Here is a 21362-nt window from a genome sequence, read left to right as displayed (position 1 = left end):
CAATACGCAATGCTTGAAAGACTGATCCGTGTCGCGCTCCAGCAGCGGCTGCTCGTCTTTCTTGGCGCGCTCGGCATCGCCGCGTGGGGGGCGGTCAGCTATTTCAAACTGCCGATCGACGCATTTCCGGACGTCGCGCCGGTGCAGGTGATGGTCGCCATGCGCGCGCCGGGCCTCACGCCAGAGGAGTTGGAGGCGCGCGTCACCGTGCCGATCGAGCTCGCGGCGAAAGGCATTCCCAGCCTCGTCCGCATGCGCTCGATGACGCGTTATTCGGTGACGCTGATCACCTTCGAATTTTCGGAAGGGACCGACATTTACTGGGCGCGCGCGCAGGTGAACGAGCGTCTCGCGCAGGCGCAGAGCCAATTGCCGGACGGCGTCTCCGGCGGCCTCGCGCCGATCGTTACGCCACTCGGCGAGATGCTGATGTTCACCATCGTCGGCGGCGACCTCACGCCGACCGAGCAACGCACGCTGCTCGATTGGACGATACGCCCGGCGATCCGTGGTTTGCCAGGCGTCGCCGACCTCAACGTGCTCGGCGGCTTCGTGCGCACCTTCGAAGTGGCGCCGTTCCCCGCCGCCATGGCGTCTCGCGGCGTCACCGTGGAGATGCTCCAATCGGCGCTTTCCAACAACAATAAGAACGACGGCGCGGGGCGCGTGCGCGATGGCGAGGAAGCGTTGCTCGTGCGCGCCGAAGGCCGCTTGCGATCGCTTGAGGAGATACGGTCCGTCGTCATTGCCGCGCGGGACACCGGCATTGTCCGCGTCGGCGACGTCGCCGAGGTGCGCAATGGCGCGTTGCCGCGCAATGGCGTCGTTGTGCGCAACGGCGAAGGCGAGGCGGTGTGGGGGCTCGTTCTGGGTCTGCGCGGCGCCGACGCGAGCATGGTCGTCAGCGGCGTGAAGCATCGGCTGGCCGAAATCGAGCCGACGCTGCCGAAAGGCGCCAAGATCGAAATCTTCTACGATCGCAGCGAATTGATCGGCAAAGCGGTCTGGACCGTTCAGAAAGTGCTGATCGAGGCGATCGTCCTTGTCGTCATCCTGCTCGTCTTGTTCCTTGGCGATCTTCGCGCCGCGATCGTCGTGTCGGTCATTTTGCCGCTCGCCGCGCTCGCGACGTTCGGCATCATGCGCTGGTGGGGACTCTCGGCGAATATCATGTCGCTCGGCGGTCTCGCGATCGCCATCGGACTTTTGGTCGACTGCGCTGTCGTCGTCGTGGAGAACGTCGAACATCGCATGGCGCATGCGCATGACGTCAGTCTTTCCGATCGCATCTTCATGACGCTTGAGGCGACTCGCGAGGTCGCCGTCCCGCTCACGTCTGGCGTGGTCATCATCGTCACCGTGTTTCTGCCGCTGCTGTCTCTCGAAGGGCTCGAAGGTCGTCTGTTCGCGCCGGTGGCGCTGACCATCGCCTTCGCGCTCGGATCGGCGCTCGTGCTGTCGCTCACCGTCGTTCCGGCGCTGAGCGCGACATTGTTGAAACCCGGCCATGCCGACGAGCCCTGGCTGGTGCGCAAGCTCGCCGGGATTTACGAGCCGCTGCTCAGACGCTCGCTCGATAAGCCCTTAATTGTCGGCGCCGCCGCTATCATCGGCCTCGTCGTCGCTTTCACCGCCTATGCGGGCATCGGCCAGACCTTTATGCCGGTAATGAACGAGGGCACGCCCGTCATCACCATCCGCAAACATCCGACGATCAGCGTCAATATGGCCGCGGAGACCGACATGCGCATTCAGCGGGCAATCATGGAGCGCGTGCCGGAAGTCAAGGGAATGATGGCCCGGGCCGGCGCCGACGAGCTCGGCATCGATCCCGTCGGCCTCAACGACACCGACAATTTCCTGACGCTGGCGCCGAAAAGCGAATGGCGCGGCAAGGATATAGATTGGCTGATGGGCGAGATTCGCGCCGTTCTCGACAGCATGCCCGGCATTTCCTACGCCTTTTCGCAGCCGATCGACATGCGCGTGCAGGAAATGATCATCGGCGCCCGCGGCGACGTCGTCGTCAAGATATTTGGCGACGATATCGACGAACTCAACCGCCTCACCCGCGAGGTTGCCGCGACATTGCGCAAGATCAAGGGGTCGCGCGACGTTTTCGGTCTGCAGAACGACGGCATGCGCTATCTGACGGCGCGCGTCGATCGGCTGGCTGCCGGGCGCTTTGGCCTCAACGCCGGCGAGATTCAGGACGCGCTGCGCGTGTGGGTCGACGGTCAGCCGGTCGGCATCGTGCTGGAAGGGCCGATCCGCACGCCGCTCGTCATCCGCGGCTCGGAGACCTCGCGCCGCTCGTCCGTCGATTTCGCGCGGCTGCCGATGGTGTCGTCGGAAGGCAAAGTCGTCGAACTGTCGCAACTCGCCGACGTGCGCGTGGAAAACGGGCCGATCCAGATCATTCGCGAGGAAGGCCGTCGCTTCGCCACCGTCCTCGCCAACGTGACGGGACGCGATCTTGTCGGATTCGTCGACGAAGCCAAGAAAGCCGTCGCCAAAAACGTAAAAACGCCGCCGGGATATCGCTATCAATGGGGCGGCCAGTTCGAAAACCAGCAACGCGCTTCGGCCCGACTCGCGATCGTCGTGCCGATCGCGCTGGCGCTGATTTTTCTCTTGCTTTATTTAACCTTCAACTCGGTGCTGCAGGCGACGCTGGTGTTCTGCAATGTGCCTTTCGCGGCGATCGGCGGCATTTTGGGCCTGTGGCTTTCGGGAGAATTCATGTCCGTGCCCTCGTCGGTCGGCTTTATCGCGCTTATCGGAATCGCGGTTCTCAATGGCGTCGTGCTCATCTCCTACATCAACAAGCTTGTGGCTGAAGGCACGCGCAGCACGCGCGAAGCGGTGTTAGAGGGCGCGCGTCGGCGCATGCGGCCCGTTATGCTCACCGCCACCATCGCGGCCTTCGGCTTGATCCCGTTCCTGTTCGCGCATGGGCCCGGCGCCGAGATCCAGCGCCCGCTCGCCATCGTCGTCATCGGAGGGTTGATCTCGGCCACGGTGCTGACCTTGATCCTGCTGCCGATTCTTTACGATCGCACCGCCAATCTCGGCTTGGTCATTCGTCAGAAGTTCCGCGCGCGCGCGAAGCGGCAACCCGCGCCAATGCGTGCGCGCGAGGACGCTCGCGCATGAGGATGGGCGCGGTCTACACGGCCTTTTTCTTGTTTGCGTTCGCTTTGCCTTTCGAGACGGGAGTCTTTGCACAGGAGCAGGGCGAGCCGGCGGAGATGCAGATCAAAGCGTCTGTCAAAGCTGCGCCCAAGAAACCGCCTGGGACATCGCGCAAGAAAGCCCGTGTTCGGGCGCCGACCAGGCGAAGCGGCGGCGTGTTGGCGAAACATCTTGAGATGGCCGTCTTGGTTGATGCGCAGAGCCGTTCGCTCGAGGCGCAGTTTCGCGCCATATCGGCGCGCTACGCGACGGCCAATTCGATCACCCCCGGTTCGCCCTATGTCGAGGGCTTGCAGCGAAACTCGGCCGCCGGCAATTTACGCAACTTCAATGAAACCGAACTTGAGGTTGGCATGCCCTTGTGGCTGCCCGGGCAGCGGGACGCCTTCGCGGGCACGGTGACCACCGGTCTCGTCGAGGTTGAAGAGCGGCTGGCGCTTCGTCGCTTAGAAGTCGCCGGCGTTTTGCGCGACGCGTGGTGGACCGCGCAGCGCGCGGCGCGCGAAGTCTCCGTCGCGCGCAATCGCGTCGCCACCGCGCGCGACATCGGCGCCGATATGACTCGCCGCGTGGAGCTTGGCGACGCCGCCCAGACCGATGCGCTGCTTGCGAAGAATGAAACGCTCGCCGCTGAAACGGAGCTGGCGCAGTCGGAGGGCGCGGTAAAGGTGGCGCGCGCCACCTACGCGGGCCTGACCGGCGGCGCGCAGCCGGATGGGAAGCTTGAGTCCGTGCGGCCGCCGATCGACATCGAGGAGCATCCTGCGCTGCGCGCGCCCGTCGCAGCGCTTGCGCGCGCCAGAGCGCAGGCGGAGCTTGTCGACGCGACGCCGATCCCCAGTCCGGAGATCGGAATTTTTGGTCGCCAGGAACATAACGATCAATATTCGACCGACCCATCGCAGCAAATTTCCGACCAACGCACCGATGCGACGACAGTTGGCGTGCGCATCCGCATTCCGCTCCCGACCGCCGGCCGAAATGAGCCGAGACGCGCCGAGGCGCTCGCAGAAATGGATCGCGCCACCGCTGAATATGAGCGCGCGAAGCTCGTCGTGCTCGCCGAGATCAAGGCGGCGCACGCATCGCTGGCGGCGGCGCAACGCGCGGCGAAACTGGCCAACAGCCGTCTTACCGTCGCCAACGACCAGTTCGAACTGTCGCGCAAAGCCTTCAAACTTGGCGAGATCAGCGCCTTCGATCTTTACCGCGTGCGCCAGATTCAACTCGAGGCGCAGCGCATGGAGGCGAACGCCGAGATCAATGTCGGCGTCGCGATCTCGCGGCTCAATCAAGCGCAAGGCTACGCCCCTTAGAGCGCTTCCCGATCACATGGAATCATGTGATCGATAAGGAATCGCTCAAAATCAAAATGTTGGAGCAGGTTCTCATCGAAAAAGTCTGTCAACTTTTTCGGAACCTGCCCTAGCGATCTGCTGTGCGCGATTTATGGACATTGGCGCACGAAGTCCACGATGCGCGAAATCGTCGGCTGATCGAGCAGCAGCGGCGCATGGCCCTGGCCTTCGACCCAGGCCCGCTCGAGGCGCGGTGCGCGCCGGGCCATCTCGTCAAAGACTTCGGGCGAGAGAATGTCGGAATTTGCGCCGCGAATGGCGAGAATCGGAATATCCGACAGCGCGGCGAAGTCGTCCCAATGTTCCTTTGGCGCAACGTCGGGCAGGACAGAGTCGAGCGTATGCGACAATTCCGGATCGTAGCGCAGCAGAACTTTCCCGTCCTTCTCGACGAAGGTAAGCCGCGCATAATCCTCCCACTCCTGCGGCGAGACGCCTGAAAAATTGACGCCGGCGGTCATTCGCATCAGCGCGATCGCTTCGCGCATAGACGGAATGGGCGGCAGCTTGCCGACGTAGCGCTTAATGCGGAGCAGGCCGGCATGTTCGATCTTCGGTCCGATGTCGTTGAGCACCGCGCCGCGCACGACGCCGGGCCGGCGCGCCGCGATGCGCATTGTGTGAAGACCGCCGCGTGAAGTGCCGATGAACACCGCTTGCGCGACGCCAGCGTCGGCAAGTTGAGCCATGATGTCGGCATGCTCGACGTTGAAGTCATAGCGTCGCCAGTCCTGATCCCAGTCGGATCGGCCGCGTCCACGATAGTCGAGGGCAAGAATCCTCCGGCCGTCGGCTTGCAGGGTCCTGGCGATGCGGTCGAAATCATCGGCCGAGCGGGCGAGCCCCGGCAGGCAAACAACCGGGAGCAGACCCCCGCCGCCGCCCGGCGGCGCGGGATAGTCGAAATAATGCAAGCGGAGCCCGTCGGCCGCGTGAATGTAGCGGCTAAACGGTTCTTGCGCAGACGCCATGGAACGACCATTCCCGCATATGAAACCTGCCCGATCGACAGCGACATTGAAGCTCTAAATCGAGATTCGCAACCGCGCCGCTGGCGCTTTGTGTTCCTTGACTTCAAAGCCGGTTGCGGCGAGTTTGCCCGCGCCCGCGAGGCGTCCCTCGCCTAAAGGAAAACGCCGCCTCAATGCGCTCCTATCTCGACTTCGAAAAGCCTGTCGCAGAACTCGAAACCAAGGTCGACGAACTGCGCGCGCTGGCCGAAAACGGAGAGGCCGTGTCGATCGGCGAGGAGCTCAGCAAGCTCCAAGCCAAAGCCGCGAAGGCGCTCGCGGATCTCTACGCCGGCCTGACGCCCTGGCAAAAGATCCAGGTGGCGCGGCACCCGCAGCGGCCACATTTTTCTGACTATGTGCGGCAGCTTTTCGACGAGTTCACGCCGCTCGCCGGAGACCGGCTGTTCGGCGAGGACTTCGCGATCGTCGGCGGTTTTGGGCGATTCCGCGGCGAGCCGATCTGCGTCATCGGCCAGGAGAAGGGCTCGGATACGTCGAGTCGTCTTCATCACAATTTCGGCATGGCGCGGCCGGAAGGCTATCGCAAGGCGGTCCGCCTGATGGAGCTCGCCGACCGGTTCGGTTTGCCGGTGGTCTCGCTTGTCGATACGGCTGGCGCTTTTCCGGGCATCGACGCCGAAGAGCGCGGGCAGGCCGAAGCGATCGCCCGCTCCACCGACGTATCGCTCATGCTCGGCGTGCCCAATGTCGCGGTGGTGGTGGGCGAGGGCGGGTCTGGCGGCGCGATCGCGATCGCCGCCGCCAACAAAGTGCTGATGCTTGAGCACTCGGTCTACACCGTCGCGTCGCCCGAAGCCTCGGCCTCGATCCTGTGGCGCGACTCCGCCAAGGCGCAAGAGGCGGCGACGAGCATGAAAATCACAGCGCAGGATCTCCTAAAGTTCGGCATCATCGACCTGATTGTGACGGAGCCGCCGGGCGGCGCCCATCGCGATCCTCAGGCGGCCATTGGCGCAGTCGGAGAGGCGCTCGCCAAGGAACTTGCCGGCCTGGCGAATTTGTCGCGCGAACAGCTGAGACAATTCCGCGCCGACAAGTTTTTGGCCATGGGCCGGAAACTTGAAGAGAAGCGTTAACGTAAATTCCAGAAGATTGGCCCTAAAACCGCGTAGGCGCGCGATTCTCCACTGATTTGGACACGTTCTCGTCCCATTATTTGTTTTTCCTGATCAGGCGCGGCGGCTCGCTTCCGAGACCTTCGCGAGGCGACTGCGCCCGCCAGAGGGGACACTATGAAGACTCGAGGCATAGCGCCGGCGCTGGGGCTTGCCGTCCTGGCCGCTTTTGCGCTCTCGGCCTGCGAGCAGAGCGGTCTGGCGCATCGCTCGCTTGCGCCGATCCCCTCCGAGACTGTCGCGCTGATGGAGCAGGCCGGCACGACCAAGGAAGCGCCGATGCTGATCCGCGCCTATAAAAAGGAGGCGGAGCTCGAAATCTGGAAGATGCGGTCCGATGGTCGTTACGTCCATCTGAAGACGTTTCCGATGTGCCGGTGGTCGGGTCAGCTCGGACCCAAGCGTCGTCAGGGCGACCGCCAAGTGCCCGAAGGCTTTTACGCCATCGGCCCGGCGCAGATGAATCCGAACTCTAGCTATTATCTGTCGTTCAACGTCGGCTATCCGAACGCGCTCGACCGCGCCCTTGGCCACACCGGCGGCGACATCATGGTGCACGGCGCCTGCTCGTCGGCCGGCTGCTTCTCCATGACCGATAAGCAGATCGCCGAAATCTACGCGATCGCCCGCTCGTCGCTCGCCGGCGGTCAACGCGCGATCCAGATGCAATCCTTCCCCTTCAAGATGACGGCGGAAAATCTCGCCAAGCATCGTCTCGATCCCAACTTCGACTTCTGGAAGCAGCTCAAGGAAGGCTCCGATCATTTCGAGGTGACCTTGCAGGAGCCGCAGGTCGCCTTCTGCAACCGACGTTACGTGTTCAACGCGGCCGGCGCGGCCAATCTCGATCCGGACGCCGCCTGTCCGCCGCTCAAACAGGATCCGGAGATCGCCCAGGCGGTGGCCCAGAAGAGCGCGCAGGATGACGCCAAGATCGCCCAACTCGCGCAAAGCGGCGTGAAGCCGGTGCGGATCGTTTATCAGGACGGCGGCCAGCACCCGGCCTTTGCGTCGCGGGTTCCAGAGGTCAGCCGCCCGGAGACGATCATTCCGCCGACCGAAATCGCCCTCGACGAGAAGCCGAACCGAGGCGCTGGGTCGGCTGCCGCCAAGGTCGCCGCCAAATCGCCGGTCGTGACCTTGGCCGCGGCGAAGGCTGCTGCCGAAAGCCGGCAGACCCGCGTCATCGCATTGGCGCCGATGCGCAGCGGCCACCGCGACCTCTCCGCGCTCGCCGCCTCGGATCCAAGCCCCACCAACAGCGTAAAAAAATTGGTGCGTTCCAGCAGGGACGCGTTGGCGGGAGATATTCCGACGCCGCCGGCCTCTATTGGCGTCAGGAAATCCGCGGCCGCTCATTCGTCCAGATCTTTTTAAGACCCTCGGATCCTTCGAGCAAACTCAAAGCCGCGCCCAGGCGCGGCTTTCTTTTCTGTCCAGGGCGATGGGCGGCGACTCGCTGAAGCTTTGCCGTGTAGCGAAAAAAATCTTGACTCTTGTGCGGCGCAGCAATATAACAGTGCGACGCAGCGAGAGTTGTCTTGCTTCGTAGCCCTCCTTGGGCGTTTCCTCCCTTGACTTGGGCCGCTGGTTCGTCCGGCGGCCCTTTTTTACGCCATCAGGTGGAAAAACGAGCCGGAGACGCCGTTTCTCGCCAGTCCGGCTGGGCGTTCGTCGTCGCTATAGGCGTCGCGCGCCAGCGCGAAGGGCGCGCCTTCTTCGCGAAGAACAGTCGCGTAGTGAAATTCATGGCCGCGCAGTCGAAATCCGACAGCGCCCAGCGGGTGGTCTGCCGCGAGTTGCGCCTGCCGATAGCCGAGATGCAATTTCCGCTGGGCGAAGCTCGTTTCCAGTTCGAGCAGTCCGGCCATTTCATGCGCCTCGCCCGCCGCGTCGATCAACGCGCGGCCGAGAACCATGTAGCCGCCGCATTCGCCGTGGAGCCATCCTCTCTGAGCGAAACGCCGCAACCCCTTTATGAAGCCCTGCGCCGCCGATAGCCGACCGGCGTGCAACTCCGGATAGCCGCCCGGCAGCCAGCAGAGATCGCAATCTTCGGGCGGCGCCTCGTCGGCGAGCGGCGAGAAGAAGCAAAGCTCCGCGCCGGCGTCGCGCCAGCTCTGCGCGAGATGCGGATAAAAGAAGGAGAAAGCATCGTCGCGCGCAACGGCGATGCGCTGCGCGGGGGGCGGAATGGCCCCCTCCCTGCCCCTCCCCCGCTTTCGCAAACCGGGTGTTCCCGGGTTGCGCATCGACTCCGAAGTCGGCAACAGCCGACTTCGAACGGGAGAGGGGACGCTCACGCTGTTTTCGCGTGACGGCGACAGAGCGCGCTGACCTACCCCCTCTCCCGCGAAGCGGGGGAGGGTCGGGGAGGGGGCGCAGTGCGCCGCCTCGATCATCGCGTCCACATCCACATGCGCTTCGATGAAATCCGCGAGGGCGTCCAGGCGCGCGTCGAGCCCCTGGGTTTCGCCGGCCTGCACCAGGCCGAGATGGCGTTCGGGGAGGGAAACCGCCTCGTTGCGGGGCAGCGCGCCGAACACCGGGATGCTCAGCGCCTCGATCGCTTCGCCGGCGAGCCTGCGATGACGCTCGGAGCCGACGCGGTTCAATACGACGCCGGCGACCTTCACGCGCGCGTCGTGTCCAGCGATCCCGCGGACAATCGCCGCCGCCGTCTGCCCCTGGCCGGAGACGTCATGAACGAGCACGACCGGCCAGCCGAGTAAGGCGGCGATGTCGGCGCTGGCGCCGATTCCCGCCGCGCCGCCGGGCGCGCCGTCAAAGAGCCCCATCGCGCCTTCAGCGATCACGATGTCCGCGCCTTCGCTCACGCGCGCGGCGAGCCGCCCAATCAAATGTGCATCCATCGCCCATGAATCGAGATTGACGCCGGGTCGGCCGGTGGCCGCCGCGTGAAAGGCGGGGTCGATATAGTCCGGCCCGCATTTGACCGGGGCGACGCGCAAGCCGCGCCGCGTCAGCGCGCGCATCAGGCCGAGCGTCAGGGTCGTCTTGCCCGATGAGGAGCGGGCGGCGCCGATCAGCAGTCCGGGCGCGTTCACCTTTCGCCGCTCGGCCGAAAGCGCCGATCATAATCCGCGTCGTAAAGCGCGCTTTCCCGGAAATCTTCGCTCGCGAGCGCCTGTCCGACGAGAATGAGCGCGGTGCGCTCCATCGGCGTCTCGGCGGCGCGCGCTTCAATATCGGCGAGCGTTCCGCGCACGACGCGCTCATCGGGCCATGAGGCGCGATAAACGAGCGCCACGGGACAGCCGCCGCCATAATAGGGCGTCAGCTCCTCCACGACCCGCGCCAGAACATGGATCGAGAGATGGATCGCGAGCGTCGCGCCGGATTGCGCGAATGTCGCGAGCCTTTCGCTCTCAGGCATCGACGAGGCGCGCCCCGACGTGCGCGTCAGCACCAGCGATTGCGCCACTTCGGGCAATGTGAGTTCGCGCTTCAACGCGGCGCTCGCCGCCGCGAAGGCGGGAACGCCCGGCGTCATTGTGCAAGGAATGCCGAGCGCGTCGAGACGGCGCATCTGCTCTCCCACCGCGCTCCAGATCGAGAGATCGCCCGAATGCAGCCGTGCGACATCGAGCCCGGCGTTATGCGCCTGCTGCATCTCGGCGACGATGGCGTCGAGCGACAGCGGCGCGGTATCGACGATCCGCGCGCCCGGCGGACAATGCGCTAGGATTCCCGCGGGCACGAGCGAGCCGGCATAAAGGCAGACCGGACATCGCGCGATGAGATCGCGTCCGCGCAAGGTAAGCAGATCGGCGGCGCCGGGACCTGCGCCGATAAAATGCACGGTCATGAGTTGTTCTCTTCGCCGCGCTTGGCCAGAGCGCAGGCGGCGACCGGCGTCGTCAGGCGCGGCGCGACGAGGCGACTGTTTGGTCCGGCGCCGACAAGCGCCGCGGCTTCGGCGACGCTGCCCACGCCAAACATCGCCTGCACGCGCGGCGAATGCGTCGCCGCCGTCGCCTTGCGGGCGCGCAGCGCCGCGAGCGGCAGAAAGACGAGTTCAAGCCCAAGTTCGCGCGCCGCCTCGTGCAGCCCGGTCTCCTGCGCCTTGCTTTCGAGCGCATAGAGCCTCGCCTCGCTCAGATCGACGTTATGCGTCTGCGCGACGCGGCGCACGAGTTCGACGACATCGTTCGCGGCGACGCCGCGTCTTGCGCCGAGCCCGAAGGCGTAGAGGGGAGCGTCAGTCATAGGCGCGCGCCCACCCTCTCCCATCGGGAGAGGGTCGGACCGAAGGTCCGGGATGAGGGGTATCCATCGACCGAAATTGGCTCCGCCGTTGGACCGAATGATCTTCGCAAATGAACAAGGATGGAAACCCCTCTCCCGGCCCCGCTGCGCGGGGCCACCCTCTCCCATAGGGAGAGGGTGTGGGCGCTGTCGCAACATTCATCTCTTCACCGCTCGCCATTGCGTGACCGCCATTGCCGGATCGAGCGCATGGAAGCGGCCGATCGGGCGCGCATGCGCTATCTGCAGATGTATGAGCTCGCCGCCATTCTCGCGATAGGCGTCGGCGAGCAGCGACTGAGTCTCGATCGTAACGGCGTTGACGACGATGCGTCCGAAGCGGGGCAGGGCGTCCCACGCGGCGGCAAGCGTCGCCGCATCGGCGCCGCCGCCGATGAAGATCGCCTGCGGCGCATCGAGTTCGGCGAGCGCTTGCGGCGCGTCGCCATTGACGACGCGTAGATCCGGAACGCCGAGCGACAGTGCGTTGCGCGCGATGCGCGCGGCGCGCTGCGCATCGCGTTCGATGGCGATGGCGCGGTTTGCGGGATCGCTCAGCATCCATTCGATGGCGACGGAGCCGGCGCCGGCGCCGACGTCCCACAGTAATTCACCCTTGCGCGGCGCGAGCGCGGAGAGCGTCACGGCGCGGATGTCGCGCTTGGTGAGCTGCCCGTCATGCTCGAACCAATCATCGGGGAGGCCCGGCGCAAGCGGAATGACGACTGCGTCTCCGCCGGCTTCCACTTCGACGGCGATCGTGTTGAGCGGCGCAATGTCATTGAGCCCGAAGGCGTCGGCGCGCGTGTCGCGCACCCGCTCCTTAGCGCCGCCGAGCCGCTCGAGCACATGGAGGCGCGATCCGCCCATGCCGCGCAGGGCGAGATGGCGCGCGAGGCGCGCGGGCGTCGTCTCGTCCCAGGAGAGCGCAATGATCTTTGCGCCCGGCTGCAGATGCGGCGTCACGCGTTCAAAGGCGCGGCCGTGCAGCGAGAGGAGCGCGCAATCCTGCTGGCTCCATTTGAGCCGCGCGGCCGCGAGCGAAAACGCCGAAGGCGCCGGAACGCAGAAAATCTCGTCAGGCGCGACGTGGCGCGCGATGAGATCGCCGACGCCGTAGAAGAAGGGATCGCCCGAGGCCAGAACGACCGTGGGCTTGCCGCGCTGGGCAAGGATGCGCGGCAATGCGTCGGAGAGCGGCGAGGGCCACTGCAGGCGCTCATTGGGTGCGTCGATCATCGCGAGATGTCGCGCGCCGCCGACGATCAGCGAGGCCTGCGCGACGAGCGCGCGCGCCGCCGGCGTCAGCGCCTCGGCGCCGTCTTCGCCGACGCCAATCAGCGACAGCCATGGCGCGCTCATGTCGCCTTCCGCGACGTATAGACCCAATCGCGCGCGCCCCCGCGCGGGATGCGGCGCGTGCCGCTGGCGCCGATCACGACAAGCGTCGACATGTCGACCTTGTCGCCCTCGGCTTCGTCGAGCCGCGTCAGAATGATCTCTTCGTTCTCGCGGCCGACGGATTTCGCGAGGCCAACGAAAGTCTCGCCGGGAAGATGACGACGCAGCAGCGCAAAGGCGTCGTCGATGCGCGTCGGCCGCGCGCGCGACGCGGGATTATATAGCGCGATGACAAAGTCGCCTTGCGCGGCATGTTCCAGCCGCTTGGCGATGACGTCCCACGGCTTGAGATTGTCGGACAGCGAGATCGCGCAAAAGTCATGGCCGAGCGGCGCGCCGAGCCGCGCCGCCGCCGCCTGCATCGCCGAGACGCCGGGCAGCACGCGAATATCGAGATCGCGCCACGCGCGCGGACCGCCGTCGACCGCTTCGAAAACCGCCGCCGCCATGGCGAAGACGCCGGGATCGCCGCCGGAGACGACGGCCACGCGGCGACCCTGCGCGGCGCGCGCCAGCGCCTCCTGGGCGCGATCGATTTCGACGCGGTTGTCGCTTGCAAGCCGCGTCTGCCCCGAGCGTTCGGGAACGCGAGCGACGTAAGGCGCATAACCGATAATGTCCTGCGCCTCGTCGAGCGCCGCCTGCGCCTCGTGAGTCAGCCATCGCGCGTCGGCCGGGCCCAGGCCGACGATGTCAAGCGCGCCGCTCAAGGGCGCCGGCCTCGTCCCGGCACAAGCGCCATCGAGAAATAGGGCGCCTCGTCGTCGCGCTTGTCGGCGAAGCGCATGATCTTTTCGCCGGGCATCGCGCCGCGCTCGACATAGATTGCGCGATCGATGACGCCGGCGCGAGTCATCGCGCGGCGCAGCTTGGCGAAATTGCCGCCAAGCTTCATCACCACCGCGGCGTCGGTTTCGGCGAGGCGTGACGCAAGCCTGTCTTCGTCGAGCGTCGCCGGCAGAACGGTGAGAATGTCGTCGCCCCACGCCATCGGCTGGCGCGCCGCGGCGAAACAGCCCGACATGCCGGAGACGCCGGCGCAAATCTCGATGCGGAAGCGCGCGTCAAGCCGCGCGAACATATGCATGAAGGAGCCGTAGAGCAGCGGATCGCCTTCGCAGAGCAGCGTCACGTCGCGGCCGGCTTCGAGCACGGCGCGAATGCGCATCACGCAATCTTCATAGAAGCGCTGAAGCGACGAGACATATTCCGGCTGATCGAAAGGAATCTCCGTCGTCACCGGATAGAGCAGCGCAATCTCTTCGCACCCCGGCGCGAGATAGGGCGCAGCGATCGCGCGCGCGTGGCTCGCGCGTCCGCGCTTGGCGAAGAAGGCGACGACGTTCGCCGCGCCGATGAGGCGCGCGGCCTTGACCGTCACAAGCTCCGGATCGCCAGGACCGAGTCCGACGCCGATCAGCGCCCCGAGCGTCGCGACGGCTTCATGCGAGGTCGACGCCAGCGCGTTCATTCCGTTTCGCTCGCCAGCGCATTGATGGCGGCGGCGGCCATGGCGCTGCCGCCCTTGCGGCCGGAGACGATCACGAAGGGAACGCGGCCGAATTCGCGCAGCGCGTCTTTCGATTCCGCCGCGCCGACGAAGCCGACCGGCATGCCGATAATCGCGGCGGGGGGCGGCGCGCCTTCATCGATCATCTCGAGGAGACGGAAAAGCGCGGTCGGCGCGTTGCCGATGGCCACCAGCGCGCCATCCAGCCGATTGCGCCACAGCTCCAGCGCGGCGGCGCTGCGCGTATTGCCGAGCTCGGCGGCGAGCGCCGGAACGCGCGGCTCGAGCAGCGTGCAGACAACCTGATTTTCCGCGGGCAGCCGCGACCGCGTGACGCCATGGGCGACCATGTTGGAGTCGCAGAGAATCGGCGCGCCCTTTTGCAGCGCCTCGCGCGCCGCGGCCACGAAATCGGGCGAGAACGCGATGTCATCGGCGAGCTCCACCATCCCGCAGGCATGGATCATGCGCACCGCGATCTTTTCCTGCTCGGGCGTGAAACGCGAGAGATTCGCCTCGGCGCGAATGGTGGCGAAGGAGCGTGCGTAAATCTGCGCGCCCTCGCGGATATAGTCGAAACGCGCGGTCATTGCGGCCTTCCCGCCGCGCGCACGGCAAGTTCGCGCATGACGGCCTCTAAAGAGAGCGCTCTGAGGCGGGGCGCGCCATCGGCGCCGCCGTTCTCGATGAGGTCGAACCCCTCGGCGCACGCCAGGAGCGTGATTGGCGAGGCGCTCTGCCGGGCGCAGCCTTTCGCGCAGCCCGAAAGATGCAGGCCGACGCCGTCAGCGCCGCCGATCTTTTGCGCAAGCGGCGCCAGATCCATCACATGCGCGCGCGTCTCGGCGACCGCCTGCGGACATTCCGGCGCGCCGGGACAGGCGATGACCGAGAGGCGCGCGTCCTCTGCGCAGGTGATGAGATCCCGGTCGCGGGCGCGCGCGACGATGCGGCGCGCGCCGTATTCGTGGGGCGTAATCATCAGCAAGGCGCGCCACGGCGTAAGGCGCAATTCGCCCGTTCCGTCGCGCCTCGCAAAATCGGCGACCGCCGCGAGTTCGTCGGCGCGCCAGCGGCCAAAGGGCGCGCCGACGCCAGCGAATGCCACCGCGCCGCAGCGTTGCGCGCCGAAGATATGCGCGCGGGGCGCGGGCGCGCGCGTCTCGTTGGAGACGCGCATCGACAGTCCGGCCGCGTCCGGCAGCGCGTCGGCGCCAAGCGCCTCGACCAATGCGCGCACGCGCTTGAACGCGTTCGCGTGACGATCGCGCAGCTCCACGAAGGCGCGGGCGAAGCGCAACGCCACGGAAAGCGCATCATTCGCGGGGACAATGACGGCGCGATCGCAGACGCCGGCGATACGGACGCCGACCTCGCCCGGCGCCTCCGCTTCGATGCGAATGTCGGCGTCGACCTCGGCGAGCGACAGCGGGCCGCCGTCATCGAGAAGAAACAGAAATTTTGGCGGAAGCGCGCGCAGCGCCGCGTCGCGCTGCAGCGCGTCGGCGAGCGTCGCCGCCATCGCGTTGGCGTCGAAAGCGCTTGGCGCGAGGCCGGCAAGCGGCGAGGCGATGACATTCGTCACCCGCTCCGCGTCGGCATTGGGCGCGAGCATGCCGATGGCCTTGAGCCGGCGCATGGCTTCCGCGAGCGTCGCCTCGCTGACGCCGCGCAGCTGCAATTGCGCGCGCTGCGACAGATCGATCAGCCCATTGCCGCACGCTTCCGCGATTCTTGCTATCTCCTGCGCCTGCTCGGCGCTCATGCGGGAGCCGACCGACTTCGCGCGGATGAGCAAACCGTCGCCGCTCGGCATGGGCGCGAAGGCTCCGGGGCACCAGCCCTTGATTTCAGGCATTGGCTGCAAGACGCCCTCCCTCTTGGCGTTCGATATCGCTTAAGATGTCACGAACGCTGTTACGCTGCGTCGTCCACAGGCCGCGCGCCAGCGCGTCGCCAAAAACGCGCGCGATCGCCGCGAGCGCGCGGGGATTCTCCGCGGCGATAAAATCGCGGACCGCATCATCGCCTAAGGCCGCGTCAAAAGCGAGGTCGAATTGCGCGTCGGCGACGAGGCCGCTTGTCGCGGCGAAAGCATAGAGATTGTCGATGGCTTCGGCGATTTCTCCGGCGCCGCGATGGCCGTGGCGCATTTGGCCTTTCAGCCAGAGCGGATTGGCGAGCCGCATGCGCAGCACGCGCGCGACCTCCTCCTTGAGCGCGCGCGCGCGCAGGCGCTCCGGCCGTGTGGCGTCGAGATGCAGCAGCTCGGCGTCGCCGCCAAGCATGGCGTTGGCGGCGGCGAAGCCGCCCTCATAGTCGGCGAAAGCGGGTCCGATCAGAACGTCGACCTCCGCCATGTCCTGAATGTGGACATGGGCGTCGGCCGCGGCGACGCGCGCGCTGAACGCCGCGACCGCCTCTTGGCTTTCGGCGGCGCGATCATAAGCGTGGCCCGCCGCCGACAAATAGGCGCGGGCGAGATCGTCGCGGGTCGACCATGCGCCGCGCTGCACGCGATCGCTGACGCCAAGCCCGTATGTTCCATCCGCGGCGCCGAAGACGCGGCGCAGATCGTCGGCCGTCGTCAGCGGATTGAACTCGGCGTCCTCTTCCAGCGCTGCGACGGCGCGCACCGCGTCGTCGAAAAGCGCGACCAGATTGGGAAACATGTCGCGAAATAGGCCTGATATCTGCAGCGTCACGTCAACGCGCGGAAAGTCGAGCCGCGCCTGCGGCAGGATTTCAAAGCCGATGACGCGCGCGCTCGCGGCGTCCCAGCGCGGCGCGACGCCGAGAAGCGTCAGCGCCTGCGCGAAATCTTCGCCGCCGGTGCGGATCGTCGCGCTGCCCCAGAGATCCAGCATGATGCGGCGTGGAAATTCGCCATGCTGCTGCGCGTGACGCGTCATCACTTCCGCGGCGGCGCGACGGCCAATATCATAGGCGGTCTGCGTCGGCGCATGGCGTGGGTCGATGCAATAGAGATTGCGTCCCGTCGGCAGAACGTCGGCGCGCCCGCGCGATGGGGCGCCGGCGGGTCCGGGTTCGATAAAGCGGCCCGCGAGCGCCGCGACGAGCGCCGCGCGTTCGGCGCGCGCGCAGGCGTCGCGCGCAGGATCGGCGTCTGAATCTTCTTCTGCGCGCCCGAAGACATGGAGTCCGTCGCCGATGCGCATGTCCTTCAGATCGCACATCCAGGCGTCGAGTCGCGTCAATGTCTCGGCGATGTCCATCTCGCGCGAGACGCCGCATTCGGCGGCAAGACCGCTGCGCTCGGCTTCGTCGATGATCGCGCCGGCGATGAGTTTCGCGCGGCGCGCGTCGAGCGCGCTTGCCGTCGCATATTCGTCGAGCAGCGTTTCGACTTTCGCCGCCGCATCGAACAGTTCGGCGTCGACGAGCGGCGGGGTCAGGTGCCCGATCGTCACGGCGCATGTGCGGCGCTTGGCCTGCGCGGCTTCGCCGGGATCGTTGACGATGAACGGATAGATGAGCGGCGTCGGCCCGAGCACGACTTCCGGCGCGCAGGCATCAGACAGCATGACCGATTTGCCGGGAAGCCATTCGAGCGTGCCATGCGCGCCAAGATGAATGAGCGCGTCGATCTTTCGGACATGCCGCAGCCAGAGATAGAAGGCGACATAGGCATGGCGTGGCGGGCGCTGAATGTCGTGATAGGTCTCGTAACGATCCGTGCGCGCGCCGCGATCGGGCTGCAGCGCGACGATCAGCTTGCCGGCTTCGAGACAGGAAAAGCGGAAGGCGCCGTCGACGACGGCAGGATCATCCTGCGGCGCGCCCCAGGCGTCGTTGACGCTTGCGACGAAGTCGGGGGAGAGCGCGGAAAGCCAAGCGCGGTAATCAGCAAGCGAGACTTCGATGACGAACGTCCGGTCTTCTAGATCACGCAGCAAAGATGACGCGCGTTCCCCTCTCCCGCTTGCGGGAGAGGGTGGCCCGGCGAAGCCGGGTCGGGAGAGGGCCCTCATCCGTCGCCACTGCGTGGCGACACCTTCTCCCGCAAGCGGGAGAAGGTGATCGCGCTCAGAGTCGACGCCAACGTCATATCCCGCCCCTTGCAGCGCCGAGACGATCTCATGCACGCTTGCTTCTGCATCGAGGCCGATGGCGTAGCCGCCGCGGCCGCGACGCGCCGGATAATTCGAAAGAATGAGCGCGAGGCTTTTTTCCGCGTTGGGTTTGCGGCGCAGCCGCGCACAGTTCGACGCGAGGTCGGCGACGAAGCCGATTCGTGAGCGTTCCGGCGCATGGCGCGTCTCGCTGAACTGCGCCGCGAGACGCAGCGGCGCCTCCTCCTTGAAGGAAATCGCGCGGGTGAAGATGCGCCCATCGACTTCCGGCAGAACGACATTCATCGCGAGATCGGCGCCGTTCGCGCCGCGCATCGAAGCTTTCCACGCGTCGCGCGAAGAGGTCGCGAGCGCGATCTGCAGCACCGGCGCATCCGCGAGATCGAGCACGCTTCCCGCGTCACGCCGCGCCGAAAAGGCGGTGGCGTTGAGGATGACATCCGGCGCGAAGGCTCTGAGGGAGCGCGACACGAAAGCTTCGCTCTCGGCCTCCTTCAGGCTCGCCACATAAACCGCCTCGACCGCGAACCCGCGCTGCGCCAGCGCATCGGCGAGCGCGACGATCGGCGCCACGTCGTCGGCAAGGAACATGGCGCGATAGAAGACGATCGTCGCGCGCAATTCGCCGCCAAGTCGACAGGCCGCCTCGAACCGCCCCGCGTTGGCGACAGGCGCGCTCTCGCCCCATTGCGCCGGGTAGCCGGCGATCGTCGCGGCGTAACCAAGGAAAGAACGCAGATTGTCGGGACCGCCGTCCTGAAAAAACCGCCAGATTCGATCGAGCGTCTCCGCATCGAGGGTCGACGCCTGCTTCAGGCGCGCGTCGTCATGCGCATCGCCGGGAACGATGGCGAGCGCAACTCCCTTCGCGCGCGCCAGCGCTTCGAGCTGTTCGACGCCATAGGCCCAATAGTCCTTGCCGCCAAGCAGCCGCACGACGATCAGCCGCGCATGCCGCGCCACAGTGTCGAGATAGAGATCGACGGAGTAGGGGTGCTTCAATTGCGCGAGCGACGCGCAGCGAAAGCTCGGGAGAGTCGCGGCGCTTTGTTCATAGAGTCGCGCCAGCAGGCGCAGCTCAGAATCGGAGAAGGACAGAAACACGATCTCCGCCGGGGATTGTCCAAGATCGACCGCCGCGCCGGCGTCGTCGAGATTATGGAGATCGCGCGGGAGGAGATGCATGGCGCGTCACGGCCGCGCCAGCGTCGCGATCACAGCGTCGCGATTGAGGCCTTTTTCGCCGATGATCACGACGCGGCTTATCCGAGGCTCGCCCGGCTTCCAGGCGCGATCGAAATGATGCTCGATGCGCGCGCCGACGCCTTGCACGAGCAGGCGCATCGGCTTGCCGATGACTTCGACGAATCCCTTGACGCGCAGCACGTCATGCGCGCGCGCCGCCTCGGCGAGTCGCGCAACCAGCGCCGCCGGATCGGCGATAGCCGGGAGAGAGACGACGAAACTGTCGAAGTCGTCATGATCGTGTCCGGGCTCGGCGTCATGATGAGACGGACGGCTCGCGAGATCATCCTCCGCCGCCGCCGACAGGCCGAGCAGCACGAGCGGGTCGACTCGCCCGCCGCTGGCGCGCACGATCTTCGCCGCGGCTCGCGCGCCCTGCGCCAGGCGATTGGCGACCGCGCGTTCTTCGTCGGCGCCGAGCAGATCGGTCTTGTTGAGGATGATGAGATCGGCGCAGGCGAGCTGATCTTCGAACACCTCTTCAAGCGGATTGTCGTGATCGATCGTCTGCGCGTCTTCGCGCTCCTTGGCGATGGCGTCGAGATCGTCGGCGAAACGGCCCTCCGCCACGGCCTTGCCGTCAATGACGGCGATGACGCCGTCAACGGTCAGCTTCGAGCGGATCGCCGGCCAATCGAACGCCTTGACCAGCGGTTTGGGCAGCGCCAGTCCGGACGTCTCGATGATGATGTGATCGGGACGCTTTTCATGCGCGAGCAGCGCTTCGATCGCCGGGATGAAATCGTCGGCGACGGTGCAGCAGAGACACCCGTTGGCGAGTTCGACGATGTTTTCTTCCGGGCAGTTTTCGACGCCGCAGGCGCGCAGGATTTCGCCGTCGACGCCGACGTCGCCGAATTCATTGATGACCAGCGCGAGACGGCGGCCCTTGGCGTTCTCGAGAACATGGCGGATCAGCGTCGTCTTTCCCGCGCCGAGGAATCCGGTGACGATCGTCGCGGGAATTTTGGCGCCGCTCATGAGGCTTCCTTTTCGCGTGACAGCAGGCGCCAGACGAGACCGGCGAGCGCGCCGGCGAGCGCCCAGCTGATCGCTTGAATCGCAAGCGAGGCGGCGGCGAAGCGCGCGGCGAGCTCCGCCGGCGCCGTGCTCTCGGGCGTAGCAGGCGTCGGCGCGAAGAACTGCGGCAGGACGATCAGCGCGACGCCGGCGATCTTGGCCGCCGCCGAGTCGAGCCGCAACAAGGCGAAGAGTCCGGCGCCGGTCGCAAGCGCGGTCGCCAGCCACCAGATTTGGCGGGCCGCGAGGTCGGTTTCCGCCATGCCGGGGAGTTGCGGCGCGAGGCCGAGGCTCGTCGCGAGGCCAGTCGCGGCGAAGGCGCAGGCGCCCCACAGGGCGGCGCGGCGCGGCGCGATGGCGTCGCCGGCAAGGAGCATCGCGGCGAGCAGGATGAGCGCATAGCCGATCGAGACGGCGATCGTCGCGAGGCTGGTGGCGGCCGTGCGGCTCAGACCGGATAAAGCCGCGCCCGCCTCGGCGTCGCTATGCGCATGTTGCGCCGCTTCAAAGACCTCGGCGGCGAGGATCAGCGGCGTCGTGGTGAAGTGCTGCAGGGCCGCGACCGCAAGCCCGGCGACAAGGCCGGCGATAAGGCCGGTCTGCAAAACGCGCGCGATCAAGCGCGTTGCGGCCTAGTGACAGGGAAAGGAGAGCGCGTGGCGCGTGTCATGCGCCGCGTCATGCACGCTTTCGGGATAGGCGAAGCCGGTGAGCCAAACGAGGCCAAAGCCGAGAACGAGGGCGACAAGCGCGGCTCTCATGGCTTCGAATCTTGAAGCCCCAAGGGCGCTCGTGGCGGCGGATGAATTTACGGATGACTTGGCGTTCATGTCGGTCTCCCTGCCGCCCCACCGGCGGCGATGCGATGCGCCCAGCGATCACAAAGGATCGCCCTGACGGCAGGTCTCCTGGCTCCCGGGTCGTCGGACCGCGCCGCCTTCCCAAGCTTAACGCTCAGTGGCGGATGGCGCGGACCTTGCCGGCTACAGTTGCGGGGGCAGCCGCGGATACAGGCGTAACGCCCGCGCCGCGTTCCCTTTTCACTTCTTGCGAAGGACCGTCCTGACTAGTCATATGCGCGCGTCATGCCGCCGTCAAACGGGCAAAGGAGCGCCTCGTGA

17 protein-coding genes and 1 riboswitch are annotated in these 21362 nt (G+C 66.3%); of the genes, 4 read left to right on the top strand and 13 right to left on the bottom strand.

Annotation, left to right across the window (positions count from 1 at the left end; all coding sequences use genetic code 11):
* Positions 1 to 9: 9 nt before the first annotated feature.
* Together ACR65W_RS09165 and ACR65W_RS09160 are read left to right on the top strand one after the other, a co-directional pair.
* Positions 10 to 3156 (top strand): efflux RND transporter permease subunit, encoded by a 3147-nt coding sequence (locus tag ACR65W_RS09165; protein WP_434502580.1) that lies wholly within the window; start codon positions 10 to 12, stop codon positions 3154 to 3156.
* Positions 3153 to 4511: a TolC family protein gene (locus ACR65W_RS09160; protein ID WP_434502578.1), complete on the top strand. Its 1359-nt coding sequence runs from the start codon at positions 3153 to 3155 to the stop codon at positions 4509 to 4511. The genes ACR65W_RS09165 and ACR65W_RS09160 overlap by 4 nt, the downstream gene beginning before the upstream one ends.
* A gap of 131 nt (positions 4512 to 4642) precedes the next feature.
* Here ACR65W_RS09160 and ACR65W_RS09155 read toward each other — a convergent pair whose 3' ends face one another.
* Positions 4643 to 5524, bottom strand: a complete 882-nt coding sequence (locus ACR65W_RS09155; protein WP_434502576.1) for an alpha/beta fold hydrolase — start codon at positions 5522 to 5524, stop codon at positions 4643 to 4645.
* A 173-nt stretch (positions 5525 to 5697) separates the two neighbouring features.
* On the opposite strand from ACR65W_RS09155, the gene ACR65W_RS09150 reads away from it, so the two are divergent.
* Together ACR65W_RS09150 and ACR65W_RS09145 are read left to right on the top strand one after the other, a co-directional pair.
* Complete coding sequence (locus ACR65W_RS09150) at positions 5698 to 6663, top strand: acetyl-CoA carboxylase carboxyltransferase subunit alpha (RefSeq protein WP_434499057.1); 966 nt, start codon at positions 5698 to 5700, stop codon at positions 6661 to 6663.
* Positions 6664 to 6819: 156 nt separating this feature from the next.
* A complete protein-coding gene (locus ACR65W_RS09145; protein ID WP_434499058.1) occupies positions 6820 to 8079 on the top strand; it encodes a L,D-transpeptidase family protein in 1260 nt (419 codons plus the stop codon).
* 233 nt (positions 8080 to 8312) lie between these two features.
* Here ACR65W_RS09145 and ACR65W_RS09140 read toward each other — a convergent pair whose 3' ends face one another.
* From ACR65W_RS09140 to ACR65W_RS09085, 12 genes are all read right to left on the bottom strand, one after another.
* Positions 8313 to 9770, bottom strand: coding sequence for a cobyrinate a,c-diamide synthase (locus ACR65W_RS09140; RefSeq protein WP_434499059.1), 1458 nt, complete (start codon positions 9768 to 9770; stop codon positions 8313 to 8315).
* Positions 9767 to 10531: a precorrin-4 C(11)-methyltransferase gene (gene cobM / locus ACR65W_RS09135; protein WP_434502574.1), complete on the bottom strand. Its 765-nt coding sequence runs from the start codon at positions 10529 to 10531 to the stop codon at positions 9767 to 9769. The genes ACR65W_RS09140 and cobM overlap by 4 nt, the downstream gene beginning before the upstream one ends.
* Positions 10528 to 10932 (bottom strand): cobalamin biosynthesis protein, encoded by a 405-nt coding sequence (locus ACR65W_RS09130; RefSeq protein ID WP_434502572.1) that lies wholly within the window; start codon positions 10930 to 10932, stop codon positions 10528 to 10530. The genes cobM and ACR65W_RS09130 overlap by 4 nt, the downstream gene beginning before the upstream one ends.
* Positions 10933 to 11130: 198 nt before the next feature.
* Complete coding sequence (gene cbiE / locus ACR65W_RS09125; protein ID WP_434502570.1) at positions 11131 to 12333, bottom strand: precorrin-6y C5,15-methyltransferase (decarboxylating) subunit CbiE; 1203 nt, start codon at positions 12331 to 12333, stop codon at positions 11131 to 11133.
* A complete protein-coding gene (gene cobJ, locus ACR65W_RS09120) occupies positions 12330 to 13082 on the bottom strand; it encodes a precorrin-3B C(17)-methyltransferase (protein WP_434502568.1) in 753 nt (250 codons plus the stop codon). Before cobJ ends, cbiE begins: the two co-directional genes overlap by 4 nt.
* On the bottom strand, positions 13079 to 13843 hold the full coding sequence (locus tag ACR65W_RS09115) for a precorrin-2 C(20)-methyltransferase (RefSeq protein ID WP_434502566.1): 765 nt from the start codon (positions 13841 to 13843) through the stop codon (positions 13079 to 13081). The genes cobJ and ACR65W_RS09115 overlap by 4 nt, the downstream gene beginning before the upstream one ends.
* Positions 13840 to 14472, bottom strand: coding sequence for a precorrin-8X methylmutase (locus tag ACR65W_RS09110; protein WP_434502564.1), 633 nt, complete (start codon positions 14470 to 14472; stop codon positions 13840 to 13842). The genes ACR65W_RS09115 and ACR65W_RS09110 overlap by 4 nt, the downstream gene beginning before the upstream one ends.
* Positions 14469 to 15740, bottom strand: a complete 1272-nt coding sequence (cobG, locus tag ACR65W_RS09105) for a precorrin-3B synthase (protein ID WP_434502604.1) — start codon at positions 15738 to 15740, stop codon at positions 14469 to 14471. The genes ACR65W_RS09110 and cobG overlap by 4 nt, the downstream gene beginning before the upstream one ends.
* Complete coding sequence (cobN, locus tag ACR65W_RS09100) at positions 15733 to 19161, bottom strand: cobaltochelatase subunit CobN (RefSeq protein WP_434502562.1); 3429 nt, start codon at positions 19159 to 19161, stop codon at positions 15733 to 15735. Before cobN ends, cobG begins: the two co-directional genes overlap by 8 nt.
* A 6-nt stretch (positions 19162 to 19167) precedes the next feature.
* A complete protein-coding gene (gene cobW, locus ACR65W_RS09095) occupies positions 19168 to 20202 on the bottom strand; it encodes a cobalamin biosynthesis protein CobW (RefSeq protein WP_434502560.1) in 1035 nt (344 codons plus the stop codon).
* Entirely contained in the window at positions 20199 to 20861 is a 663-nt protein-coding gene (locus ACR65W_RS09090) for a CbtA family protein (RefSeq protein ID WP_434502558.1), read from the bottom strand. Before ACR65W_RS09090 ends, cobW begins: the two co-directional genes overlap by 4 nt.
* Positions 20862 to 20873: 12 nt before the next feature.
* A complete protein-coding gene (locus ACR65W_RS09085; RefSeq protein WP_434502556.1) occupies positions 20874 to 21071 on the bottom strand; it encodes a CbtB domain-containing protein in 198 nt (65 codons plus the stop codon).
* Positions 21072 to 21122: 51 nt separating this feature from the next.
* A riboswitch (cobalamin riboswitch) is annotated at positions 21123 to 21318 on the bottom strand.
* Positions 21319 to 21362 lie beyond the last annotated feature (44 nt).

This window comes from Methylocystis sp., assembly GCF_051062815.1.
Taxonomy (GTDB): domain Bacteria; phylum Pseudomonadota; class Alphaproteobacteria; order Rhizobiales; family Beijerinckiaceae; genus Methylocystis.
The sequence above is the reverse complement of the archived record's forward strand: the minus strand, read 5'-3'. Positions and strand labels throughout refer to the sequence as shown.

What these genes read in the sequence shown, in the direction of transcription:
- ACR65W_RS09165 (WP_434502580.1), top strand. Translation starts at nt 10, where the DNA reads ATGCTTGAAAGACTGATCCGTGTCGCGCTCCAGCAGCGGCTGCTCGTC.
- ACR65W_RS09160 (WP_434502578.1), top strand. Translation starts at nt 3,153, where the DNA reads ATGAGGATGGGCGCGGTCTACACGGCCTTTTTCTTGTTTGCGTTCGCT.
- ACR65W_RS09155 (WP_434502576.1), bottom strand. Translation starts at nt 5,524, where the DNA reads ATGGCGTCTGCGCAAGAACCGTTTAGCCGCTACATTCACGCGGCCGAC.
- ACR65W_RS09150 (WP_434499057.1), top strand. Translation starts at nt 5,698, where the DNA reads ATGCGCTCCTATCTCGACTTCGAAAAGCCTGTCGCAGAACTCGAAACC.
- ACR65W_RS09145 (WP_434499058.1), top strand. Translation starts at nt 6,820, where the DNA reads ATGAAGACTCGAGGCATAGCGCCGGCGCTGGGGCTTGCCGTCCTGGCC.
- cobM (WP_434502574.1), bottom strand. Translation starts at nt 10,531, where the DNA reads ATGACCGTGCATTTTATCGGCGCAGGTCCCGGCGCCGCCGATCTGCTT.
- ACR65W_RS09130 (WP_434502572.1), bottom strand. Translation starts at nt 10,932, where the DNA reads ATGACTGACGCTCCCCTCTACGCCTTCGGGCTCGGCGCAAGACGCGGC.
- cbiE (WP_434502570.1), bottom strand. Translation starts at nt 12,333, where the DNA reads ATGAGCGCGCCATGGCTGTCGCTGATTGGCGTCGGCGAAGACGGCGCC.
- ACR65W_RS09115 (WP_434502566.1), bottom strand. Translation starts at nt 13,843, where the DNA reads ATGAACGCGCTGGCGTCGACCTCGCATGAAGCCGTCGCGACGCTCGGG.
- ACR65W_RS09110 (WP_434502564.1), bottom strand. Translation starts at nt 14,472, where the DNA reads ATGACCGCGCGTTTCGACTATATCCGCGAGGGCGCGCAGATTTACGCA.
- cobG (WP_434502604.1), bottom strand. Translation starts at nt 15,740, where the DNA reads ATGCCTGAAATCAAGGGCTGGTGCCCCGGAGCCTTCGCGCCCATGCCG.
- cobN (WP_434502562.1), bottom strand. Translation starts at nt 19,161, where the DNA reads ATGCATCTCCTCCCGCGCGATCTCCATAATCTCGACGACGCCGGCGCG.
- cobW (WP_434502560.1), bottom strand. Translation starts at nt 20,202, where the DNA reads ATGAGCGGCGCCAAAATTCCCGCGACGATCGTCACCGGATTCCTCGGC.
- ACR65W_RS09085 (WP_434502556.1), bottom strand. Translation starts at nt 21,071, where the DNA reads ATGAACGCCAAGTCATCCGTAAATTCATCCGCCGCCACGAGCGCCCTT.